At 37.4% G+C, this 519-nt stretch carries 1 protein-coding gene; it reads right to left on the reverse strand.

Annotated elements, in window-relative coordinates; genetic code table 11:
- Positions 1–492, reverse strand: a 492-nt coding sequence (locus tag HT703_RS11395) for a helix-turn-helix domain-containing protein (RefSeq protein ID WP_023937892.1), incomplete at its 3' end; no start/stop codon positions are given.
- Positions 493–519: the final 27 nt, after the last annotated feature.

Raw genomic sequence — 519 nt, forward strand, 5'->3', positions numbered from 1 at the left:
AAGGTCTCGAATGTAGATTTTATTTTTAGACGTCTCAATTGTCTGAGCGTCTGCCTTCTTGGGATGCTCAGGTCGAGGAGTGACCGTTCGCCAACCATGTCGTTTCAGGAGATAATAGAAACCATCACGTGTGGAAGTGCGACCAATCTCTTTTTGATAGGCTTCAAATAACTGATTGACAGTTACAAATTCCCCAGCCTGAGCAGCTTCTATATGACGTTTTAGAAATGCTTGTTCTTCTTCGTAAGTCATATATTCTCTATGACGTCCACCACGGGTCTCCTGAAGAAGCGCTTCTAAACCAAACTCCTTATATTTTTTCAAATTCCTCCAAACAGTTGTTTTATTGCAATCTAGCAAATCCATGATTTCCTTATAACTCTTTTCTTTTGAGCGAAAATAAATAATCTGTAGACGTTTGTGATATTTGGCGTACGATGAATCTCTTAGGAGTTGTTCAATTTTTTGTGTTTCTTCGTTTGTAAGTTTCATAACTACTATTATAAGATGTTTTTTGAT

It is taken from the genome of Streptococcus sp. 3874, from assembly GCF_013276425.1.
Classification (GTDB): Bacteria; Bacillota; Bacilli; order Lactobacillales; family Streptococcaceae; genus Streptococcus; species Streptococcus pseudopneumoniae.